17 protein-coding genes are annotated in these 21,026 nt (G+C 70.0%); 8 read left to right on the top strand and 9 right to left on the bottom strand.

What is annotated here, in order from left to right; genetic code table 11:
• Positions 1-97: 97 nt before the first annotated feature.
• The 4 genes from Q0C38_RS11705 to Q0C38_RS11690 all read right to left on the bottom strand — a co-directional run bounded on the left by Q0C38_RS11705 (position 98) and on the right by Q0C38_RS11690 (position 5,650).
• Positions 98-3,394 (bottom strand): DUF2126 domain-containing protein, encoded by a 3,297-nt coding sequence (locus Q0C38_RS11705; protein ID WP_291297271.1) that lies wholly within the window; start codon positions 3,392-3,394, stop codon positions 98-100.
• 95 nt (positions 3,395-3,489) lie between these two features.
• Positions 3,490-4,605 (bottom strand): FAD-binding oxidoreductase, encoded by a 1,116-nt coding sequence (locus tag Q0C38_RS11700; protein WP_291297270.1) that lies wholly within the window; start codon positions 4,603-4,605, stop codon positions 3,490-3,492.
• A 41-nt stretch (positions 4,606-4,646) separates the two neighbouring features.
• On the bottom strand, positions 4,647-4,952 hold the full coding sequence (locus tag Q0C38_RS11695; RefSeq protein ID WP_291297269.1) for a flagellar biosynthesis regulator FlaF: 306 nt from the start codon (positions 4,950-4,952) through the stop codon (positions 4,647-4,649).
• A complete protein-coding gene (locus Q0C38_RS11690) occupies positions 4,949-5,650 on the bottom strand; it encodes a hypothetical protein (RefSeq protein ID WP_291297268.1) in 702 nt (233 codons plus the stop codon). The genes Q0C38_RS11695 and Q0C38_RS11690 overlap by 4 nt, the downstream gene beginning before the upstream one ends.
• Before the next feature lie 237 nt (positions 5,651-5,887).
• Between Q0C38_RS11690 and Q0C38_RS11685 the strand changes: the two genes are divergently transcribed.
• The 8 genes from Q0C38_RS11685 (at position 5,888) to Q0C38_RS11650 (ending at position 17,404) form a co-directional block, all read left to right on the top strand.
• Positions 5,888-6,763: a metalloregulator ArsR/SmtB family transcription factor gene (locus Q0C38_RS11685; protein WP_291297267.1), complete on the top strand. Its 876-nt coding sequence runs from the start codon at positions 5,888-5,890 to the stop codon at positions 6,761-6,763.
• Positions 6,763-7,803, top strand: coding sequence for an ArsJ-associated glyceraldehyde-3-phosphate dehydrogenase (locus Q0C38_RS11680; RefSeq protein ID WP_291297266.1), 1,041 nt, complete (start codon positions 6,763-6,765; stop codon positions 7,801-7,803). Before Q0C38_RS11685 ends, Q0C38_RS11680 begins: the two co-directional genes overlap by 1 nt.
• A 5-nt stretch (positions 7,804-7,808) precedes the next feature.
• The gene (gene arsJ / locus Q0C38_RS11675; protein WP_291297265.1) at positions 7,809-9,032 is read left to right on the top strand and encodes an organoarsenical effux MFS transporter ArsJ; all 1,224 of its coding nucleotides are present in this window, start codon (positions 7,809-7,811) and stop codon (positions 9,030-9,032) included.
• 276 nt (positions 9,033-9,308) lie between these two features.
• Complete coding sequence (locus Q0C38_RS11670; protein WP_291297264.1) at positions 9,309-11,441, top strand: hypothetical protein; 2,133 nt, start codon at positions 9,309-9,311, stop codon at positions 11,439-11,441.
• Positions 11,442-11,446: 5 nt separating this feature from the next.
• Entirely contained in the window at positions 11,447-12,454 is a 1,008-nt protein-coding gene (locus Q0C38_RS11665) for a TAXI family TRAP transporter solute-binding subunit (protein ID WP_291297263.1), read from the top strand.
• A 52-nt stretch (positions 12,455-12,506) separates the two neighbouring features.
• Complete coding sequence (locus Q0C38_RS11660) at positions 12,507-14,144, top strand: NAD(P)/FAD-dependent oxidoreductase (protein ID WP_291297262.1); 1,638 nt, start codon at positions 12,507-12,509, stop codon at positions 14,142-14,144.
• 88 nt (positions 14,145-14,232) lie between these two features.
• Positions 14,233-14,637, top strand: a complete 405-nt coding sequence (locus tag Q0C38_RS11655; RefSeq protein WP_291297261.1) for a response regulator — start codon at positions 14,233-14,235, stop codon at positions 14,635-14,637.
• Positions 14,612-17,404 (top strand): PAS domain-containing protein, encoded by a 2,793-nt coding sequence (locus Q0C38_RS11650; protein WP_291297260.1) that lies wholly within the window; start codon positions 14,612-14,614, stop codon positions 17,402-17,404. Before Q0C38_RS11655 ends, Q0C38_RS11650 begins: the two co-directional genes overlap by 26 nt.
• A gap of 122 nt (positions 17,405-17,526) precedes the next feature.
• On the opposite strand, the gene pufC is transcribed toward Q0C38_RS11650, so the two are convergent.
• The 5 genes from pufC to pufB all read right to left on the bottom strand — a co-directional run bounded on the left by pufC (position 17,527) and on the right by pufB (position 20,944).
• Complete coding sequence (gene pufC / locus Q0C38_RS11645; RefSeq protein WP_291297259.1) at positions 17,527-18,609, bottom strand: photosynthetic reaction center cytochrome PufC; 1,083 nt, start codon at positions 18,607-18,609, stop codon at positions 17,527-17,529.
• A complete protein-coding gene (pufM, locus tag Q0C38_RS11640) occupies positions 18,606-19,583 on the bottom strand; it encodes a photosynthetic reaction center subunit M (protein WP_291297258.1) in 978 nt (325 codons plus the stop codon). Before pufM ends, pufC begins: the two co-directional genes overlap by 4 nt.
• A 10-nt stretch (positions 19,584-19,593) precedes the next feature.
• Entirely contained in the window at positions 19,594-20,418 is an 825-nt protein-coding gene (gene pufL / locus Q0C38_RS11635; RefSeq protein WP_291297257.1) for a photosynthetic reaction center subunit L, read from the bottom strand.
• 115 nt (positions 20,419-20,533) lie between these two features.
• Positions 20,534-20,716, bottom strand: a complete 183-nt coding sequence (pufA, locus tag Q0C38_RS11630; RefSeq protein ID WP_291297256.1) for a light-harvesting antenna LH1, alpha subunit — start codon at positions 20,714-20,716, stop codon at positions 20,534-20,536.
• Positions 20,717-20,728: 12 nt separating this feature from the next.
• Positions 20,729-20,944, bottom strand: coding sequence for a light-harvesting antenna LH1, beta subunit (gene pufB / locus Q0C38_RS11625; protein ID WP_291297255.1), 216 nt, complete (start codon positions 20,942-20,944; stop codon positions 20,729-20,731).
• Between the last annotated feature and the right edge of the window lie 82 nt (positions 20,945-21,026).

Below are 21,026 nucleotides of genomic sequence, written 5' to 3'. Positions count from 1 at the left end.
GCTGCGAAGGGACCGGCTCTGCAACCGTCGGGCGAAGCGACGCAGGTCACCGCGCTTCGCCATCAGGCGAAGCGTCGCAGGTCACCGCGCTTCGCCATCAGGCGAAGCGTCGCAGATCAAGCGTGCGCGGGTGCTCGCGCCCAGCCGTGCCGCTGTCCATCCCGCGCGGCGGTGGGATGGGGCCGGGGGTGTGGCCCATCGGGAAGAACCGCGCGAGCCGGCGCGCCTCAGCCTCGTTGGCGTTCACCGGGAACACCTCGTGCGCGCGCCCGCCGGGGTGCGACATGTGATAGGTGCAGCCGCCGAGCGCGCGGCCCGACCAGGTGTCGTACACGTCGAACACCAGCGGCGCCTGGGCCTTGATCGTCGGGTGCAGCGCCGAGGGCGGCTGCCAGGCCTTGAAGCGGATGCCGGCGACGAACTCTCCCTCCGCCCCCGTCGGCGCGAGCGGCACCGCGACGCCGTTGCAGGCGAGCACGAACCGCTCATCGACCCAGCCGGTCACCTTCGCCTGCACACGCTCGACCGAGCTGTCGACGTAGCGCGCGGTTCCCCCCGCCGTCGCCTCCTCGCCCATCACGTGCCAGGGCTCGAGCGCATGGCGGATTTCGAGTTCCATGCCGCGCACAGCGATGCCGCCGATCTTCGGGAAACGGAACTCCTGGTGGGCTGCGAACCAGGCAGGGTCGAGCGCGAAGCCGTGCTCGGCGACCTCCTCCAGCACATCGCGGAAATCCTCGGCCACGTAATGGGGCAGCATGAACTGGTCATGCAGGCGGGTGTTCCAGCGCACCAGCCGCCGCTCATACGGGTTGGCCCAGAAGGCAGCGACCGCGGCGCGGAGCAGGAGTTGCTGCACCAGGCTCATCCGCGCATGGGGCGGCATCTCGAAGCCGCGGAACTCGACAAGGCCGCGGCGCCCCGACGCACTGCCGGGATCGAACATCTTGTCGATGCAGAACTCGGTACGGTGCGTGTTGCCGGTGACGTCGATGAGCAGGTTGCGGAACAGCCTGTCGGTCATCCACGGCGGGGCGTCGCCGCCCGCCTGGACGTGCCCCATCGCGATCTCGAGCTCGTAGATGCTGTCGGACCGCGCCTCGTCGACGCGCGGGTGCTGGCTCGTCGGGCCGATGAACTGGCCGGAGAACAGGTACGAGAGCGACGGGTGGTTGTGCCAGAAGCCGATGATCGACTTCAGCAGGTCAGGCCGGCGCAGGAACGGGCTCTCGGCAGGCGTCGCGCCGCCGAGCACGACATGGTTGCCGCCGCCCGTGCCGACATGCCTTCCGTCGAGGTTGAACTTCTCGGCAGCGAGGCCGACCTGGCGCGCTTCCTCGTACAGCGCCTCGGTGCGCGACGAGAGCTCGTCCCATGTGTCGGCGGGATGGACGTTCACCTCGATGACGCCTGGGTCGGGCGTGACGGAGAAATGCGTCAGCCCCGGGTGCGAGGGGGGCAGGTAGCCTTCGAGGAACACCTGGCGCCCTGCCTCCGCCGCCGTCTCCTCGATCGCGGCAATGAGGTCGAGCCAGTCCTCGGCCCGCGTCACGGGCGGCAGGAAGATGTGCAGCATGCCCCCGCGCGGCTCGACCACCAGCGCGGTGCGGACCACGTCAGGCTCCTCTCGCCCAGGCTCCGGCACGCGTTGTTCGACGATGCGCTGCGCGAGGCCCGCCGGGCGGCCGAGCGTCGCGCGGCGCGGCAGGGCGAGGCCCTCGGCGAACGGGTCGCGCGGCGGCTCGGCGTCGATCGCGGCAGCGCTCGCCCAGGGCAGGCCCTCGAGCGGCAGGCGATAGCCGATCGCGCTGTCGCCCGGGATCAGGAACATCGGGCCGGCGCGCATGAACCACTTGCCGCTCTGCCACCGTCGGGCACCGCCGGCATCGATGCGCCTGAGCGGCAACACCGTTCCGACATCGGCGCCGAGGCCTTGTGCGAACACGCGGGCGAGCCGCTCACGCTCCATCGGGTCGGCGAGCTTGGCGTCCTCGACGACGACGTTCGCAGGCAGCCGCTGCTCGCGCCAGAGGTAGTAGTGCGTGTCCTCATGCGCCGCCATGGCGCAGCCGGGGTCGACCTGCAGCCGCTCGGCCAGCCGTTCGGCGAAGCGTCGGGCATCGGCTGCGGTCGCGGTGCCGCGATCATCGTCGGACGCGAGCAGCGCCTGGTCGCGCCACACCTTCTCGCCATCGGTGCGCCAGTGGCTGTAGAGCGACCAGCGCGGCAGCTGCTCGCCCGGGTACCACTTGCCCTGGCCGTATTGCAGCACCCCGCCCGGTGACCAGAGCCCGTGCAGACGGCGGAGGAGATGCCCCGCGATGCGCCGCTTGGTGGGGCCGAGCGCATCGGTGTTCCATTCGGCCGCATCACGATCCGAGGCCGCAACGAAGGTCGGCTCGCCACCCATGGTGAGGCGCACGCCGCCATTGGTCAGGGCACGGTCGACCAGCGCGCCCATCCGCTCCACCGCCTGCCACTCGGCGTCGGTATAGGGCTTGGTGACGCGCGGCGTTTCCGCCACCCGGGCAACGCTCATGGCAACGTCGAAGGTGGTCTTAGCCTTCTCGACGAGGCCGGTGATCGGCGCGGCGGAAATGGGATCAGGCGTGGCGGCGAGCGGGATGTGGCCTTCGCCGGCGAACAGCCCGGAGGTGGGGTCGAGCCCGACCCAGCCTGCGCCGGGGAGGTAGACCTCGCACCAGGCGTGCAGGTCGGTGAAGTCCGCCGTCGGGCCGGCTGGGCCGTCGACCGGCTTCTGGTCGGCGACGAGCTGGATCAGGTAGCCCGAGCAGAACCGCGCGGCGAAGCCGAGATGGCGCAGCGCCTGGACGAGCAGCCAGCCCGTGTCGCGGCAGGAGCCCTTCTTGTTGGCAAGCGTCTCCTCCGGCGTCCACACCCCCGGCTCGAGCCTGACGATGTAGGCGATGTCGGCCGCGAGCCTGGCGTTGATGCCGACGAGGAAATCCACCGTCCGCTGCGGCTCGCGCGGGATGGTGGCGAGGAACGCCTTGAGCAGCGGGCCCGGCGCCTCGACCTTGCGGAACGGCGCGAGTTCCTGATCGAGGATCGCGTCATAGGCGAAGGGCGTGTTCTCGGCTTCGGGTTCGAGGAAGAAGTCGAAGGGGTTGATGGTCGCCATGTCGGCGACGAGGTCGATCGTGACGTCGAAATGATCGACGCGTTCGGGGAACACGACGCGGGCGAGGAAGTTGCCCTGCGGGTCCTGCATCCAGTTGAGGAAATGCGGCTTGGGCGAAACGGTGAGGCTGTAGGAGAGGATGGGGGTGCGGCTGTGCGGCGCGGGGCGGAGGCGGATGGTCTGCGGCCCGAGGGTGACGAGCGTGTCATAGCGATAGGATGTCTTGTGCGTCAGCGCGACGTGAATGCTCATCGGTCCCCCGGCAGGTTCTGTGTCCAGAGCAGCGCCCGGCCTGCCCTGAACTCCACGCTTCCGGGGCGACATAGCACGCGCCGTGCCGTGTGGCGCTACGCGATCAGGCGCCCCGGATCCGCCAGCCGCGCGGCCTCGGCGAGCCCCAGCGCAGCCGGGTCGCGGCCGAGCACCAGGGCGGCGCAGAGCTTCGCGGCGGCAGGGGCGGTCTGGATGCCGTAGCCACCTTGGCCTGCCATCCAGAAGAACCCGTCCTCGCCCCTCGCAGGGCCGATCGCCAGCGAACGATCCGGCGTGAACGTGCGCAACCCCGCCCAGCGATGCTCGATCCGCGACACGGGAAGGTCGAGCGCCGCCTGGGCACGGTCGATCGCGAGTGCCAGGTCGAGCTCGTCGGGCTGCACGTCATGCGGCTCCATCGGCGTCTCGTCTGCCGGGGAAAGCATGAGCTTCCGCCGCGCCTCTGGCCGGGCGTACCAGCTGTGCGCCACATCGCCGACCAGCGGCCACGTCGCCGGATCATGCCCAGGCGGGCCGTCCACCAGCAGCGCCGTGCGCCGCATCGGGGTTAGGCCGATCGGCGCGACGCCGGCCAGCCGTGCCACCACATCGCCCCAGGCCCCGGCGGCGTCGACCAGCACGGGGGCGGCGAAGGCACCGGCCGGCGTCGCCACCTCCCACGCGCCGCCGCGGCGGCCGATCGCGTCCGCCCGCGCATCGGTCACCACCTGCCCATGGGCTGCGCGAAGCATCCGCAGATAGCCCTGGTGCAGGGCGGCGACGTCGATGTCGAACGCATCCTCCTCGATCGCCGCGCCCACGGCATAGCCCGGCCTGATCGCCGGCAGCAGCGCGCGCGCCTCGGCCTCGCTCAGCGGCCGCATCCCCTCGCCTTCCGCCAGCATCGCGGCGAGCTTCGCCTCCTGCCCCGCCGGGGCGAGGTTCAGCACGGCACGGCGGTGGGTGAGCGGATGGTCGACGAAGCCCGCGGGCGGGGTCTCGAAGAAGCCGCGGCTCGCGCCGGTGAGGATGCGCGCGTCGCGCGGCCCGTAGTTCAGGATCCAGAGCGCTGCCGAACGCCCTGTCGTGTGGTAGCCGGGCGTGCTCTCGGCCTCAAGCAGGACAACGCTGCGCCCGGCGGCGGCAAGTTCTGCGGCGACGGAGGCACCGGCGATGCCGGCGCCGATGACGATGATGTCGGTGCGGTGCATGGCGAGACCTTCGCCGCACCACCCGGCCCTGGCAAGACGGCTCAGCCGTCGGCGAGGCCGTCGCGCATCGCCCTGTTGACGGTGACGTGCAGCGAGAGATCGGGCTCGACCTCCTCGAGATCGCCGAGCACGACGGCGGCGAGCTTCAGCAGGTCCTCGCGCACATCCTCCGGCATCGCTTCGCCCGCTGCCGCGACATCGCCCAGCAACTGGCCCCAGAGCGCCTGCTGGTCGGCAAGCGCGCGGCGCCGGGCCAGCGGGTCTGCGCCCGCGGCAAGCAGCCCATCGGCGGCACGCGCAAAGGCTTCGACGGAGGGCAGGCGCAGATCGTCGTCGGCGAGTGTCATTGCTCCGCCCCGCGTGGACGGAACAGGGCGGCAAGCCGCTGCAGCAGGCTCGGCCGCGGCGGCACCTCGTCATCCCCCGCGGCGACGGCGAGTGCTGCGTTGAGGCTCTGGCGGTTGCGCAGCCGCCGCTGGTCGGCCGCGAGCCTGCCTTGCGCGAACAGCACCGCCCGGCGGGCTTCGGCGAGCGGCCCGGTGGGTACCAGCATCGCGGCGGCAAGCCGGGCCGAGGGCGCCTCGGCGATCGCGGCAAGGCTCTGGCGGATGTCATGCGAGGCGACGTAGATCGCCCCGCCGTCGAGGCCGGTGATCACGCGCAGGCCGCGCGGCGCGGAGCCGTCGAGCAGCGCGACGCCGTTGCACACGCCGCGCAGCCTGAGGCGGGCGGTGCCGAAGCCGCGCATCGCGGCGATCCGCTCCTCGCCCGTCGCGCGCGGATCGGCCAGGCTCTCGAGCAGCCAGCGCTGGTCATCGAGCAGGCCGGCGGCGCGGTCGAGCGCCGACAGCGCCTCGGCCACGGTGGCGATGCCGTTGGCGAGAGCGTGGTCGATCGCCGAGAGCCCTTCGGGAATGCCGCTGCCAAATGGTGCGGCAGCGTCGGGCGGGGCGAGGGTCGCGAGCCAGTCAGCCCTGACCGCGCCATGTCGGGCCGTGCCGCTTCCCGCCGTGCCTTTGGGAACGATGCGTCCTGTCTGAGCCATCGCCGCCTCACTCTCCTGCCGCTCGCCGTGCTGGCTGGCCGCCGCACCGTGGCCTGCCGCCCCTGTCATCAACCCGCGAGAGCATCGCAGGCTGCATTGAAGGCATGGTTAACCACACGAGACGCGTCTCATTTCCGCGTCCTCCGCCGTGTTGATCATGCCGCGCCCCGCATGAAGGTTACGTGACGAAGCGCACAGGCCATCGCGCGTGACGCATGTTTCGATTATCGTCGAATCATGGAAACAACAGAGGCCGCCAACATTCTCGCCGCCCTGGCACAGGAGACCAGGCTCTCGCTGGTCCGCCTGCTGATGGCGGCCGGGCCGTCCGGCCTCGCGGCCGGCGAGATCGCCGCGCGGCTCGGCGTCGTCCCCTCGACCCTCTCCTTCCACCTCGCCGCCCTCGACCGGGCCGGGCTGATCGTCGCGAGCCGCCAGGGGCGGTCGATCCGCTACGCAGCGCGCATCGTTGCGTTCCGCGCGCTGCTCTCCTTCCTGACCGAGACCTGCTGCGCCGGCAGCCCTGGGCGCTGCGGCGATCTCGCCAGCCTGTTGCCTGACATCCCCGATCCGGAGACCGAGACGATGACACCCGATCCACTGATTCCGGCCTTCAACGTGCTGTTCCTCTGCACGCGCAATTCCGCACGCTCGATCATGGCGGAAGCCATCCTCGGCAAGCACGGCGCCGGCCGGTTCCGCGCCTTCTCCGCCGGCTCCGACCCTGCCGCCACCCCTCTGCCGGAGGTGATGGAGAAGCTCGCCACCCTCGGCCATGACGTCGCTGGCCTCGCGAGCAAGTCGTGGGACCTTTTCACGGGGCCCGGCGCGCCGCGGATGGATTTCGTGATCGCGCTCTGCGACACGCTCGACAACCAGGCCTGCCCGGATTTCGGCGACCGTGCCGTCACCGGTGCGTGGCCGCTGCCTGACCCTGCCAAGTTCACCGGCAACGCGGCGGAACGGCAGACGCTGCTGAACGAGCTCTACGCCTCCTTGCGGCGGCGCATCGAGATCTTCATGAGCCTTCCTTTCGACACGCTCGACCGCATGGCGGCGAAGGCGCGCCTCGACGAGATCGGGGCCGGCGTGCCGCGCGGGGTCAACGCCTGATGCGCGTCGGCATCAACGGCATGGGGCGGATCGGGCGCCTCGCGCTCCGCGCGGCCATGGGGGGCGCGCACCGGCCGGGTGATGATCCCCGCGCCGCCAACCGGCTCGACATCGTTCACGTGAATGAGCTCAAGGGCGGTGCGGCCGCAACGGCGCACCTGCTGGAATTCGACACCATCCAGGGCCGATGGCGCACGCCGATCGCGGCCGAGGATGACGCGATCACCATCGCCGGCCGGCGCATCGGTTTCTCCGCGCACGCCAACCCGGCCGACATCCCCTGGGGCAAGGCGGGCGTCGACGTCGTGCTCGAATGCACCGGCAGGTTCGTCACGCCCGATACGATCGCGGGTCATTTCGAGCGCGGTGCGAAACGCGTGATCGTCGCCGCCCCCGTGAAGCACGAGGGTGCCCTCAACATCGTCGTCGGCGTGAACGACCATCTCTACGATCCGACGCGCCACCGCCTGCTGACGGCTGCCTCCTGCACCACCAACTGCCTCGCCCCGGTGGTGAAGGTGGTGCACGGGAAATTCGGCATCCGGCATGGCCAGATCACGACGATCCATGCGCCGACCAACACCAACGTCGTCGTCGATGCGCCGCACAAGGACCTGCGCCGCGCACGATCGGCCATGCTGTCGCTGCAGCCGACGACGACGGGTTCGGCCACCGCGATCGCACTGATCTACCCGGAGCTGAAGGGCAAGCTCAACGGCCACGCCGTGCGCGCGCCGATCCTCAACGCCTCGCTCACCGATTGCGTGTTCGAGCTCTCCCGCGCGGTAACAGCTGAGGAGGTGAACGCTGCCTTCGCCGCCGCCGAGGCTGGCGCGCTTGCCGGCATCCTCGGGCTCGAACACCGCGCCCTCGTCTCGGCCGACTATGCCGGCGACACGCGCTCCTGCATCGTCGATGCGCTCTCGACGCTGGTGACCGACGGCACGCTGCTCAAGGTCTATGCCTGGTACGACAACGAAATGGGCTATGCCTGCCGGATGGTCGATCTCGCCACCATCGTCGCCGACCGCGGGGTCTGAGGGCCGTGCGCAACTACGCCATCGTCACGGCAGCGTACTGGGGCTTCACGTTGACCGATGGCGCGTTGCGCATGCTCGTGCTGCTGCATTTCTTCCGGCTCGGCTTCTCGCCCTTCACGCTGGCCCTCCTCTTCGTGCTGTACGAGGCGGCGGGGATCGTCGCCAACCTGGTCGGCGGCTGGCTCGCTGTGCGCTTCGGCATCGCGCGCATGCTGGCGATCGGGCTTGCCACGCAGATTGCGGCGTTCCTGCTGCTCGCCGCCCTCGACCCTGGCTGGGGCCTCGCGCTGTCCGTCACCTGGGCTGTACTGGCGCAGGGCATCGCGGGGGTCGCGAAGGACCTGACCAAGACCGCCAGCAAGAGTGCCATCAAGCTCACCGCAGCCGAGACGGGCAACGCCGCGCTGTTCCGCTGGGTCGCGTGGTTCACCGGCTCGAAGAACGCGATGAAGGGGTTCGGGTTCTTCCTCGGCGGCGTCCTGCTTGAGGCACTCGGCTTCCGCCCTGCCCTGATCGCCATGGCCGGGGGGCTCGCGCTGGTGCTCGCGGGCGTGGTGCTCTCCCTGCCGCCGCTGCTCGGCCGCGCCAAGGCGTCGCGGACGGCGCGCGAGTTGTTCGCGAAGAACCGCGGCGTGAACCTGCTCGCGGCCGCGCGCATCGCGCTGTTCGGCGCGCGTGACGTGTGGTTCGTGGTCGGCCTGCCAGTGTTCCTCTACGCCGCCGGCTGGCGCTTCGCCGAGGTCGGGCTGTTCCTCGCGGTGTGGACGATCGGCTACGGCGCGGTGCAGGCGGCAGCCCCCGCGCTGGTTCCACGCTCGTCCGACGGGCTCACGCGCGAGGTACCGGCCGCGCGTGCCTGGGCAGCGGTGCTCGCGGCCATCCCGGCCATGCTCGCCCTCTTCCTCGCCTCCGACCTGCCGTGGCGGGCTGACCTCGTGGTGTGCGCGGGGCTCGGGCTGTTCGGCATCGCCTTCGCGGTGAACTCCTCGCTGCACTCGTACCTGGTGCTGGCCTATGCCGGGTCGGAGAAGGCGGCGGAGGATGTCGGGTTTTACTATGCCGCCAACGCGGCGGGACGGCTGATGGGAACGCTTGCCTCCGGCGCCCTCTATGGATGGGGCGGTCTCGGCGCGTGCCTCGCCGGCTCGGCGCTGCTGCTCGCGATCGCGGCGGCACTCTCCCTGCTGTTTCCCACCGTTGCCCGGGCGGAACCCGCCGCGGCCGATTGATCCGACAAACGTATCGGTTGCAAGACTCTGGCGTGACGCCCTCGTGTCCGTGTACGATAATTGTCAGGGGGTTGTGTTTATTGAGAGCGGGGGTTGACCGTGGCAGGAAGCCGCGGCCCTGGGGGCGATGGTTCGGGGGATTCGAGACCAGCCATGATGCCAGGGTCACACGCAACGCCAGAACCGGATGATGGGCGCGCGGCGACGCACGTCACGGTGCCGCCACCCGATATGCCACCCGATCTGCGTCCCGGGGCGTCTGACACGCATGGATGGGTGCTGATCGACGGTGTCGCGATCGGTCGCGCGCCGGCCGAGAGCAACATGGTCCTGCTGCACCCACAGTTCGGCTTGGCTTTGCTGCAACTCGAGCAGCATTTCAGCCCCGATGCGCTCTACCGCCTGCTCGAGCGCCTGGCGGTGACGGGCTTCCATGACGAGTTCCCCGGACGCTTGCCGAGCATCCACCGCCCGCTCAGGCCACAGGACGTTCCCTCGCTGCGCGCGAGCCTGGCGGAGTCCTTCGCCGGCCAGCCCGCGGTGTCGATCGCGGGGGAGGCGTGGATCGATGCCATCCGCCTCGCGTTGACGGGCGGCATCGCGCCGTGGATGCGGTCGGAGCGGAAGAAGGCCGCCGCAGCGGCCGCAGCCATGGGCACGGCAGCGGCCGAACCGCGCCCGCCAGCGCCAGTGATCTCGGCCCCCCCGCCGGCGATCGTCGCCGCCGCGGCACCACCGCGCGCGGAACCCGAGGTATCGGCTCCCGTGGCCGCGACACCGCCGGCACCGGCCAACGCACAAGGACGGTCGCGCTGGCCGCTGATGGCAGGGGCCGCGATCGCAGCAGGGATCGCGATCGTGATTGCGGTGCGCGTCGCGGCCCCACCAGCGCCCGACGGTGCGGTACCGGACGATGCAGCCCCGGCGGCGACGACGCAGCAACTGGCCGCGAACACCCGCGCGACGACGACGACCGACATCGCCGTGCGCACCGAGGCGCCGGCCACGCCCGCCATCGTCGTGGCAGCCGTGCCATCGCCCACTGCCCAGCTCCCCACTGCCCAACCGCCGAGTGCTGCGGTCCAGCCCGAGCAACCGATCGAGGAGCCGCCGCCCGCACTGATCGCCGAGGTGCTGGCCCAAGCGACCAGCCCGGCGACGACCGCGGCCCCGCCCCCTGCCCCAGTTGCAGTGCCAGTTGCAGCAGTTGCAGCACCAGTGGCAGCACCAGTCGCAGCACCAGTCGCAGCGCCAGTTGCAGCGCCAGTTGCAGCGCCAGTTGCAGCGCCGGGGCCCGAACCGATCGCGCCGCTGCCGGAACCCCCGCCCGCGCTGATCGCCGAGGCGCTGGTCCAAGCGACCAGCCCGGCGACCAGCCCGGCGACGACCGCGGCCGCGCCCCCTGCCCCAGTTGCAGTGCCAGTTGCAGCAGTTGCAGCACCAGTCGCAGCACCAGTTGCAGCGCCAGTTGCAGCGCCAGTTGCAGCGCCAGTTGCAGCGCCAGTTGCAGCGCCGGGGCCCGAACCGATCGCGCCGCTGCCGGAGCCCCCGCCCGCGCTGATCGCCCAGGCGCTGGCGGCACCACCGCCCCCGGAAGCACCCATCGCCGAACCACCCGCCCCCAACCTCGCCGCCGCCCTTGCTGCACCTCCGCCCCCCGTCGCGCCGATCGAGGAACCGCCCGCGCCGCTGATCGAGGCAGCGCTGGCCGCAGCCCCCCCTCCGCCGCTCGCACCGGTCGAGGAACCCCCGGCGGCGAACATCATGGCAGCGCTGGCCGCACCGCCGCCGCCCGAGGCACCGATCGCCGAGCCACCGATCGCAGAGATCGAGGCTGCGCTGGCCGCAGCTCCCCCTCCCCCGCTCGCCCCGGTCGAGGAGCCGCCGGTGCCCGAAATCGCAGCAGCCCTCGCCGCACCGCCGCCCGCCGAAGCGCCGATCGCCGAGCCGCCGCTGCCCAACCTCGCAGCCGCCCTTGCCGCCGAAGCCGCACGGCCGCCGGCGCCCCCAGAGGCGTCCCCACAGGCGTCCCCAGCGGCTCCCCGAACGGCACCCGTCATTGCCGCGCCGCCCGCGCCGTCCCAGCCAGCTGCGTCCGGTGCGGCCGCCCAGGCCCAGATCCCCGATCCACCCGCCGTGATCGGCGCGATGCTGCTGCGGGGCGAGGCATTGCTGACGCTTGGCGACATTTCGGGCGCGCGCCGCTTCTTCGAGCGCGCCGCCGCCTCGGGGAACGGCCCGGCAGCGCTCGCGATGGGCGGCACCTACGACCCCGGCGTGCTGGCCACCATCGGCGCGCGCGGTATCGCGCCTGACCGGACCGCCGCACTCGCCTGGTATCGCCGCGCCCACGCGCTCGGCGACCCGCGCGCGGCGGAACGCATCGCCACCCTCGAAGCATCACGGTGAGAGAGATGACAACAGCGCGACTGTCACGACGCAGCATTCTCGGCACATTCGGCGCCGCGCTCGCGCTGCCTGCAGCAGCGCAAGCTCCCGCACCTGCCGCGGCGCCGGCGGCATCAAGCCAGCAAAGCCTCGCCCAGACGCTCAGCGCCATGGCCGCGCGCGCCAATGCGGGCACCGTCGGCATCATCTCGGGCGGGGTGGACGGAACCTATGTCCGCTTCGCCGCCGACCTCGCCGCCGTTCTCGATGCCGGCGACAACCTCCGCGTCATCCCGGTGATCGGCAAGGGCTCGATCCAGAACATGCAGGACATCGTCCTGCTGCGCGGCATCGATATCGGCATCGTGCAGTCCGATGCGCTCGCCTTCGCGCGGCGTGAGCGGCTGCTGCCGGGCGTGACCACGCTGATCCAGTACATCACCAAGCTCTACGACGAGGAGATCCACATCCTCGCCCGCGAGGGAACGCCAGACCTCCAGGCGCTGGCGGGGCGCACCGTCAACGTCGATGGCCGCGGCAGCGGCACGGCGATGACCGCCTCGCTCGTGTTCGGCGCGCTGAACATCCCCATCACCGCCGCGAACGACCCGCAGGACGTCGCACTCGCCAAGCTCAGGCGCGGCGAGATCGATGCGATGGTGTTCGTCGCGGGCAAGCCCGCGCGGCTCTTCGCCGGCATCGAGCCTGGCTCCGGCCTTCGCTTCCTGCCCATCCCGGCAACCGCGGCCCTGCTGGAGACCTACCTGCCGACGGCGCTTCCGGCCGCCGACTATCCGAACCTCATCCCAGCCGGCGCGTCGGTCGAGACCATCGCTGTCGGGGCCGTCATGGCCGTCTATGCCTGGGCGCCGGGGACGGAGCGGCACCGCAAGGTGGCGCGCTTCGTTACCGCGCTCAACGCGAAGTTCGACCAGTTCCTGCGCCCGCCACGCCACCCGAAATGGCGCGAGGTGAACCTCGCCGCCCAGGTGCCCGGCTGGACGCGGTTCGACCATACCGCAGCGCCGCGCTGAACGGCGTCGGGGGGCGTTTCCCGCCACCCCACGCTTCGGCTATAGCGGGCGGATGATCCGCGTCCGCGACATCAAGCTGCCGCTCGACCATGCGCCGGGCGCGCTCGCCGCCGCTGTCGCCTCACGCCTCGGCGTGGCGGAAGCCACGCTCGGCGACGTCACGGTCGCGCGCCGGGCACATGATGCGCGGAAGAAATCGGCCATCGCGCTCATCTACACCGTCGATGTCAGCGTCGCCGACGAGGCCGCCCTGCTCAAGCGCAAGGCCGCCGACACGACGATCGGGCCCACGCCCGACACGCGCTACCGCCCCGTCGGGTCCGCCGGCGGCGGCGAGACGCGGCCCGTCGTGATCGGCTGCGGCCCGTGCGGGCTGTTCGCCGCGCTCATCCTCGCCGAGGCCGGCTTCCGGCCGATCATCCTCGATCGCGGCAAGGTGGTGCGCGAGCGGACGAAGGACACCTGGGGCTTCTGGCGGAAGTCGGAGCTCCAGCCCGAGAGCAACGTGCAGTTCGGCGAGGGTGGGGCCGGCACGTTCAGCGACGGCAAGCTTTACAGCCAGATCCGCGACCCAACCCATCTCGGCCGCAAGGTGCTGACCGAGTTCGTCGAAGCTGGCGCGCCGGAGGAGATCCTCTGGGTCGCCAAGCCGCATATCGGCACGTTCCGCCTGGTCTCGATGGTCGAGAAGATGCGCGCCAAGATCGAGGCGCTGGGAGGCGAGTACCGCTTCGGCACGAAGGTCGAGGACATCGTGGTCGAGACCGCGCGCGACGGCACGCGCGCGATCCGCGGCCTCGTGCTGGAAGGCGGCGAGGTGCTGCGCGCCGATCACGTCGTGCTCGCCGTCGGGCACAGCGCGCGCGACACCTTCGCGATGCTTGCCGCGCGCGGCGTGGCGATGGAGGCAAAGCCCTTCTCGATCGGCGTGCGCATCGAACACCCGCAATCTGTGATCGACCGGGCCCGCTACGGCGCCTTCGCCGGCCACAAGGTGCTGGGGGCCGCCGACTACAAGCTCGTCCACCACGCAGCGAACGGGCGGTCGGTGTACTCGTTCTGCATGTGCCCCGGGGGCACGGTGGTCGCTGCCGCCTCCGAGCCGGGGCGGGTGGTGACGAACGGGATGAGCCAGTATTCGCGGGCGGAGCGGAACGCGAACGCAGGCATCGTCGTCGGCATCAGCCCGGCCGATTACCCAGGCGGCCCTCTCGCCGGCATCGCGTTCCAGCGGCACTGGGAGGAACGCGCCTTCGCCGCCGGCGGCGGCACCTACGCAGCACCTGCCCAGCGCGTGGAGGATTTCCTCTCAGGCCGGCCCTCCACCGCGCTCGGCGCCGTCATCCCCTCCTATCGTCCCGGCGTGACGCCAACCGACCTTGCCGCCTGCCTGCCCGAATTCGCGGTCGCTGCGATCCGCGAGGCGCTGCCCGCGTTCGGCCGGCAGATCCCGGGCTTCGACATGGCGGATGCGGTGATGACGGGGGTTGAGACGCGCACCTCGTCGCCGCTGCGCATCGGCCGCGACCAGGCGTGCACGAGCCTCAACACGGCGGGCCTCTACCCGGCGGGCGAGGGGGCCGGATTCGCCGGCGGTATCCTCTCTGCGGGGGTCGATGGCATCCGCGTCGCCGAGGCCGTGATCGCGGCGCTGACATCCGCGCGCCAGCCCGCCCGCGCCGCGGGCTGAGCCTCGCCTTGAGGGATCGTTTACCCGGTCGCGCGTAGGGTCTTCCGAACTGGTGGTGGCACACGCCGCCGCGTGAGGAAGGACGATGATGCCAGGGGCCATCAACCCAGCTCAGACGGTGCTGATCCTGGACGACAACCCAGCCTTCGTGCGTGCCATAACGCTGGCCGCCGAAGCGTCGGGGCTTGCCGTGATCGCGACCGAGGAGATGGACGAGTTCGCCAGCTTCCTCGACCGCCCCGGCATCGCTGCCGCGATCGTCGATTGCCTGCTCGGCGATCACTCCGGCCTCGCCATCCTCGGCACGATTGCCGCGCACCGCGCCGACCTGCCAACGCTCGTCGTCTCCGGCTACGGCGAGACGATGCTCGCCCAGGCAGAACAGATCGGCCGCCGCCACGGGCTGCAGCGGCTCTCGACGCTGCCCAAGCCCTTCAGCATGGCCGATCTCCGCAGGTTCCTCGTCGGTGCCACGGCCGCTCAAGCCGCCTGAGACGGCGGCACCCGCATCGGGGCTGCACCGTCTCGGTGCGGCCGTTCCCTGGGCGATCGCCGCTCTCTCGCTCGCGCTTGCCATCGTCATCGGGGCGGGCGAGCTCTCACTGCGCGCCGCCATCATCGCCGATTCCGAGCGCGAGCTCCTGACGCTCAGCAAGACCATGGCGACCGCGACCGAGATCAAGCTCGCGAGCCTCGACAAGGCGCTGGAGCGCGTGGCCCGCCGCATGGGATCGATCGACCTCGCCGTCACGGCCGGTGCACGGCACGCCCATAATGCGCTCGCGCTCGAGCACCAGACGGCGTCCAGCATGCTCGCCATGCTCATCGTGTCGCCGGAGGGCGAGATCATCGCCTCCTCGCGCGCCGTCTTCGACGAGGGCGACCGCGAGCCGGCAGGGGCCTGGTCGAACCTCGCGGCGCTCGCTGCCGCACCAGCCGATCGCGCGGTCATCGGCACGCGCAGCGTCGGCACGGTCGAGGCGAGCCGTGGCATGGCGATCGTCACGATGTCGCGGCCGCTGATGGACGGGACCGCCTTCACCGGCGCCGTCGAGGCGCTGCTCTCGCTCGACACGAGCGACGGGCTGCTGCAGGCGCCGCCCTTGCCCGATGGCACGACGCTCACACTCGCGGCGGCCGATGGCGCTGTTCTCATGCGCCTCGGCGCGTCGCCAGACAAGGTGGAGGACGAAGTCGTCGCCACGACGGCGCTGCAGGGCTATGGGCTGACGATCGTCGCAGCGCGGCCGATGGCCAGCGTGCTGGGGGCCTGGCACCGGAACTTGCGGATCATGGGGCCCGTCGCGCTGCTGCTGTGCCTCGCAGGGCTCGCCGTCGCTTTGCTCGCCCGCTGGGCGATGGCGCGGCAGGCCTCCCTCGCCGAGGCGCTGGCGGAGCGCGCGCGCACGGCGGACGCGATCGCCGACTCGGTCGATGCGGTGCTGTGGAGCCTCGATGCGCGGACCGGCAGCTTCCTGCACATGTCGCCCTCCGTTGCGCGCATCACCGGCCATCCACCCGCGGTCCTGGTCGCGCGACCGGATGCGTGGCTTGACATCGTCCACCCCGATGATCGCGAAATCGCCCGCGCCGCCTTCGCCGACAAGCCCGAGCAGGTGACGATCGAGTACAGGATGGTGCAGGCCAATGGCGGCGAGGTGGTGCTGCGCGACAGCGCGCGCGCCGTGCGCGATGCCGCGGGCACCATCCTCCGCTATGACGGCATGGCGATCGACGTGACCGACCAGCGCCGCACGGAGGCAGCGCTCGACGAGGCGCGCGGCATCGCGCGGCTTGGCGTGTGGCAGATCCACCTGCCCGACTGGCGCCTCGAATGGTCGCCGGAGCTCTATGCGATGTTCGGCGTCGATCCCGCACGTTTCCGACCCTGCCTCGGCAATGTCATGGCCCTGGTCCACCCCGACGATGTGGCGGATGTGCAGGCGCGGCATCAGGCCGCACTTGGTGGCGAGGAGCAGGACTACACCTTCCGCATCCTCCGGCCCGACGGCGGCATCGGCTGGATCTGGTCACGCGTCAGGCTCGCGCGTGGTGGCGACGGGTCCAATCTCCGCCTCTGGGGCGTGTGCCAGGACATCACGGACCGCAAGCGGTCGGAGGAGCGCCTCGCGCGCTCCGCGCATCTGGCCGCGCTGGGCGAACTCACCGGCGGGATCGCGCATGACTTCAACAACCTGCTCGGCGTGGTCCGCCTCAACCTCGACCTGATCACGACGACGCAGACGCCGGCGGTGGTGGAGGAATGCGCGGCGAGCGCACTCGCGGCCGCCGAGAGCGGCGCGCGGCTGACCGCACAGCTGCTCGCCTTCGCCCGCCGCCAGCCGATGCGCCCGACCACCGTGCCGATCGACGCGGCGCTGGCCGGCGTCGCGCAGATGCTCGATCGCGCGCTCGGCAGCGGCGTGACGCTCACGGTCGAGACGCAGGATGATGACCTGGCGATCGAGGCTGACCAGGCGCAGTTCGAATCGGCATTGATGAACCTCGCACTCAATGCCCGCGATGCCATGCCGCGCGGCGGCACGATCACACTGCGGGCCGAGGTGGCGTTGCCGGATGCGGCGGAGCGCGAGGCCCTCGGCCCTGGGCCACATGTCGCGGTGTCGGTGATCGATGACGGCATGGGCATGCCGCCCGACGTACTGGCCCGCGCGGCGGAGCCGTTCTTCACGACGAAGGGTGGCGGCAAAGGCTCCGGCCTCGGGCTTGCGATGGTCTACGGCTTCGCGCGCCAGGCCGGTGGTGAGATGCGCATCGAGAGCAGGCTGGGTGCCGGCACGCGCGTGACGCTGTGGCTGAAGCGCGCAACCCTCGCCGCCAGCACCGAGGGCAACGCCGCGATGGGCAGCATCTGCCTCTGCGGCACCGCCGTGCTGGTGGAGGATGAGGCAGGGCTGCGGCGTGCAACCACGGCGATCCTCACCGGCGCGGGTCTCGTCGTGCATGAGGCGGGCTCCGCCGCGGAGGCGCTTGCGCTGATCGAGGCGCTGCCCACCCCGCCCGACCTGCTGCTGTCGGACGTGACACTCGGCGGCACGATGGATGGGTTCTCGCTCGCCCGCACCGTGCGCGAAGCGGTGCCCGGCATCGCCGTTCTGCTCGTCTCCGGCTATGCCGGGCAGGATGCGGTACCGGATGGCGAGACGGTGCTGCGCAAGCCCTATGGCGCGCCGACGCTGCTCGCCGCCGTGGCGGAAACGCTGGCCGCGCGGGAGGCCGGGGCGCGTGCCGCGGCCTAGGGCACCTTCCGACCGATTGGAATCAATCGACCGGAACGTCGTGCCCTGGAAACATGAATGGATAGACCAGCGCCCGACCCGATGGAGCCAGGCGGCTCCATCAGGTCGGGCCAAGCGCTGCTCTAGCGCGGGGTCATCGATGCAGAGCGCGGCAGCTGCGATGAGACTGCGTTCAACTCGGGGTAGTTGCTAAGCATTGGCGCCCCGAGCAGAGGCTTATGGGCACCCTGATGGCAACTCGCGCAATTGACCTTCAGCGCGTCGCCATGGGGGCCGAGGCGGGACATCGTTGCCGAGCCACGCTCAGGGGGACCGTTTCGGTTTGCGGCCCAGAGTGGGGTCAGCGGTTCGATATAGGTGTTGTTGATTTCCCGCACCATCCTGATGCCGTGCCACGCAGAATGCCGTTGCGGTGGCGCATCGTTCCAGTTCGCGAAGTTCTGTGTGTTATGGCAGAATGTACAGTTGGCACCTGTCGCCTGGGAGAAGTGCATCATCAGGCCGTATGTCCATTCGGTCTGCTTGATCGACGCACGATTGTCCGGGCCATGCGGGGTGGTGCCGGCAACCCGGATGGGGAGTGCGTCGCGGAAGAAGGCCGTGAACGGATCGTAGGGGAGAGAAGTCAGTCCAGCGGCAGACGAGACAACATTCTGCCCTGCCGAGCTTGCAAGCATCGATGAGCTGCGGCCTGGCTCGGTCGACCAGACATAGGCGGGGATGGGTTGACCGCGGTGGCAGGTGTAGCAGGTGACGCCGGTCTCCTGCACATGCGGCTTCCAATTGGTGTTGATCGCCTTGGTCATCTGGAGCATTCGCCGCGTCACGACCTTGGTGTAGACCTCGTCGGAAGCAAGATTCTCGGGATTGTGGCAGTAGTTGCACCCCTGTTCCGGCGACACCCACGCGGTGATCGCCGCCATCAGGCGAATGAACTGGCCTGCATCGAGATCCCCCAGCACCTGGACATTCTCGTAAACCTCGGACGATTTCTGTCCGATCGGGTCGACCGGCGGATCAGCCTCGGGGACCACGTTCCGCGCGGCAATCCGATCCACGGCACGGGTCGTGTACACGAGTTCCTGGGCCGTGCCACGAAAGCCCCGCTGCACGGTTTCGATCGGCGGCCTTTCGAATGTCAGGAAGGTGACGGCGGCGCCCACCACGGCGGCGACGCCAATCCCGCACTGAACGAAGATATTCATCGCGTCGCTCCCGGGAGGGTTGCTGGGTCGACCGCCGCCGGCCACACCGCCGGATATGCAGGCGCGAAGTCATGCTGCACGGCCCAGAGGTACCAGTTGTCGACGACGGTGCCGGTCAGGAGGATGCCGATGCCGCCCGCGAGCGGGCAGAGAACGGCAAACCACCAGGCCCAGCGATGGATCGACTCGTAGGTTGCATTGAACCCCATCGTCCAGCGCCAGAAGATCGCCGCGCGTTCCGCGCCCGTGCCGCGATCGAGTGAGAGCTCGATCTCACGCTCGCCGCCGAAGCGGCTGACGGCGAGGATCGTCGCGCCATGCATCGCGAAGAGGAGTGTCGATCCGTAGAGGAACACGATCGAGAGCGCATGGAACGGGTTGTAGAAGAGATTGCCGTAGCGGATTGAGAACGCGGCCGTCCAGTCGAGATGCGGGAAGATCCCGAACGGTACCGCCTCGGACCAGCTGCCCATCAGCACAGGGCGGATGAAGCCGAGCACCAGGTAGAGCCAGATCGCCGCAGCGAAAGCCCAGGCCACGTGCGTGCCCATGCCGAGCTGCCGCGCGCGGCGATACACCCGCGCCCACCAGAGGAGGATCGAGGCGGTGAGGAAGAAGCCCGCCATGAGCCACCACCCGCCCTCCGCCATCGGCGGGAAGGAGAGGCCGTACTGTGGTGCCGGCGGCTCGAGGGCGAGCCAGAAGAGCTGCCGCACGAACTGGACCGGGTCCCAGTTCACCGAGGCGAGCATGTTCAGCCCGATGATCTCGAAGGCGACAAGACCGCAGACCAGCGAGAGCACGCCGAGCCAGCCGAGATAGATCGGCCCGACCTGCGCATCGCCGATCATGCCGAAGAGATGGACGAAAGTCGGCTTGCCCTGGCGCGGATCATCGCTCCGTGGCAGGGGAACCCCGGCATAGGCAGGTCCACGGACCTGCACGCGGGTAAAGATGTTGAGATATTCGGCCATCGTTCCCTCCCTAGCTCCAGATCGGCAGGTTGAGCCACCAGCCCCACCACTCGGGCCAGCCGCGTGTCCAGAACGGACCGCTGATCACGATGCACACCGCGCTCCAGAACCCAGCCGAGAGGGCGAGGAAAAGGCCGAGCCGGTGAATGCCGAGCGTGCCGATCGAGTAGCCGATAATGTCGCGGAAGAAGGTGTTCTCATGCTCCGCCGTCTTCACCACCTGGCCCTTCGGCGGGTTCAGCGCCGAGAGCACAAGTCCGCCGTGCAGCGAGAGCGCCAGCGTCGTGGTGAAGAAGAACGTCACCGCGATCATGTGCGCCGGGTTGTAGTGGAAGTGCAGGTACTGGTAACCGACGTTCGACACCCAATCGAGATGGCTGAAGATGCCGTAGGGGAAACCGTGCCCCCAGGCGCCCATCAGGACGGGGCGGATCACCACGAGGGTGAAATAGGCGAAGACGGCCATTCCGTATGCGAACGGAATATGCAGCCCCATGCCGAGCTTGCGCGAGATCTCGGCCTGCCTGAGCGCCCATGAGATGAACGCGCCAAGTGCGCAGATCGTGATCAGCTGCCACAGCCCGCCTTCCTTGAGCGGTGCGAAGCCGAGGCCGTAGGAGAGATCGGGCGGGGCGATGTTGATCCGCCAGACGTTCCACGTGTCTCCGAGCGCCGCACCATAGAAGATCAGTGCCGTACCAAGGACGGTGAAAAACATCGTCGTGACGCCGAAGAAGCCGACATAGAAGGGGCCAACCCAGAAATCAAACAGGTCGCCCCCGACCAGGGTGCCTCCCCGGACTCGATATTTCTTTTCGAAACTGAGCATCGACATTGTCGAAACTCCCGGGTGTCGAGGTCGAGAAGGGTCGGCCTCACAGTTGCGGATCCCGGCAGCGGACGAGAGCGGGATTGGGACCCGCCTCTCGCCTGCCGCCGGGCTTGGGTCGCTAGCGTGACGGCGGCAGCGGCGACGCTTGCGACGTCACCGCGGCTGGCCGCGGCCCCTCGATCCAGTTGAACCTGTCGGTACCGAGCAGGATGAAGTGGATCAGGAGCGCCAGAACGAGCAGGAAGGTGGCAAGTCCAACCAGGACACGCCGGGGGTCGAAAATCAGCCAGATGCGCCACATGGCATCCCCCTCCTACACAAGGTACGTGAGAACCGTGGTCGCACTGTCGATCACCGACTGCGCGTAGCCGCTTGGCCCCGGAAACCAGGGACGCCACAGCCACACGAGGAAGTGCGCGACGATCGCGATCACGGTGAAGAGGACGAAGGACTGCACGAAAATTCCGTGGAACTCCCGCGCTTCGTTCTCCGTCAGCCCCGACAGCGAGCTGTCTTGCCTGTCAGCCATGAAAACTCCTCAAGGCTATCGTTACCGCGCACCTCCCGCGCGGCCGGGACCGCCGTGACCATCACGGACGAGACATGACCCG

The organism is Elioraea sp., assembly GCF_022842375.1.
Lineage (GTDB): Bacteria > Pseudomonadota > Alphaproteobacteria > Acetobacterales > Acetobacteraceae > Elioraea_A.
This window is presented reverse-complemented; position numbering and strand designations above follow the sequence as displayed.

Bases quoted from the DNA above. Each gene is read 5' to 3' on its own strand.
- Q0C38_RS11665 (WP_291297263.1), top strand. From the start codon at position 11,447: ATGACAACAGCGCGACTGTCACGACGCAGCATTCTCGGCACATTCGGC.
- pufA (WP_291297256.1), bottom strand. From the start codon at position 20,716: ATGTGGCGCATCTGGCTGATTTTCGACCCCCGGCGTGTCCTGGTTGGA.
- Q0C38_RS11685 (WP_291297267.1), top strand. From the start codon at position 5,888: ATGGAAACAACAGAGGCCGCCAACATTCTCGCCGCCCTGGCACAGGAG.
- pufB (WP_291297255.1), bottom strand. From the start codon at position 20,944: ATGGCTGACAGGCAAGACAGCTCGCTGTCGGGGCTGACGGAGAACGAA.
- pufL (WP_291297257.1), bottom strand. From the start codon at position 20,418: ATGTCGATGCTCAGTTTCGAAAAGAAATATCGAGTCCGGGGAGGCACC.
- pufC (WP_291297259.1), bottom strand. From the start codon at position 18,609: ATGAATATCTTCGTTCAGTGCGGGATTGGCGTCGCCGCCGTGGTGGGC.
- Q0C38_RS11690 (WP_291297268.1), bottom strand. From the start codon at position 5,650: ATGGCTCAGACAGGACGCATCGTTCCCAAAGGCACGGCGGGAAGCGGC.
- Q0C38_RS11660 (WP_291297262.1), top strand. From the start codon at position 12,507: ATGATCCGCGTCCGCGACATCAAGCTGCCGCTCGACCATGCGCCGGGC.
- Q0C38_RS11680 (WP_291297266.1), top strand. From the start codon at position 6,763: ATGCGCGTCGGCATCAACGGCATGGGGCGGATCGGGCGCCTCGCGCTC.
- Q0C38_RS11705 (WP_291297271.1), bottom strand. From the start codon at position 3,394: ATGAGCATTCACGTCGCGCTGACGCACAAGACATCCTATCGCTATGAC.
- pufM (WP_291297258.1), bottom strand. From the start codon at position 19,583: ATGGCCGAATATCTCAACATCTTTACCCGCGTGCAGGTCCGTGGACCT.
- Q0C38_RS11655 (WP_291297261.1), top strand. From the start codon at position 14,233: ATGCCAGGGGCCATCAACCCAGCTCAGACGGTGCTGATCCTGGACGAC.
- Q0C38_RS11700 (WP_291297270.1), bottom strand. From the start codon at position 4,605: ATGCACCGCACCGACATCATCGTCATCGGCGCCGGCATCGCCGGTGCC.
- Q0C38_RS11695 (WP_291297269.1), bottom strand. From the start codon at position 4,952: ATGACACTCGCCGACGACGATCTGCGCCTGCCCTCCGTCGAAGCCTTT.